The organism is Isoptericola croceus (assembly GCF_029382255.1).
GTDB classification, from domain to species: domain Bacteria; phylum Actinomycetota; class Actinomycetes; order Actinomycetales; family Cellulomonadaceae; genus Isoptericola; species Isoptericola croceus.
In genome coordinates this window covers 1-268 of sequence record NZ_JARLLG010000316.1, presented here as the reverse complement: position 1 = coordinate 268, position 268 = coordinate 1, and the positions used below count along the sequence as shown (strand labels likewise).

Annotated in this window: 1 protein-coding gene; it reads left to right on the top strand. The window is 59.3% G+C overall.

Features of this window, described 5'->3' with window-relative positions; translation table 11 throughout:
* Positions 1-72: 72 nt before the first annotated feature.
* A partial coding sequence (locus PZC42_RS24755; protein ID WP_277214197.1) for a hypothetical protein occupies positions 73-268 on the top strand: 196 nt, incomplete at its 3' end.

Below are 268 nucleotides of genomic sequence, written 5' to 3'. Positions count from 1 at the left end.
GCGTACGTTCCTCTGCACGAGGTCACGGATCCCGTGGACAGGGCTCGCATTGGGACCGCCGTGTATAATCGGATGCACGACGAGGACCAAAGACGGGTGGAAGAGGCGCGAAGAGAAGGAATCCACGAGCGCTGGCGGCGGAGGGCCTTCTACATTGACGAAGAGGATGGGGCAACAGCCCCTGAGGGATTTCAGGAGGACTCGGATTTCGACGGCATGAGTGATGACGAGGATGCAATCGATGAGCAGCATCCTGAGTCGGAATCCC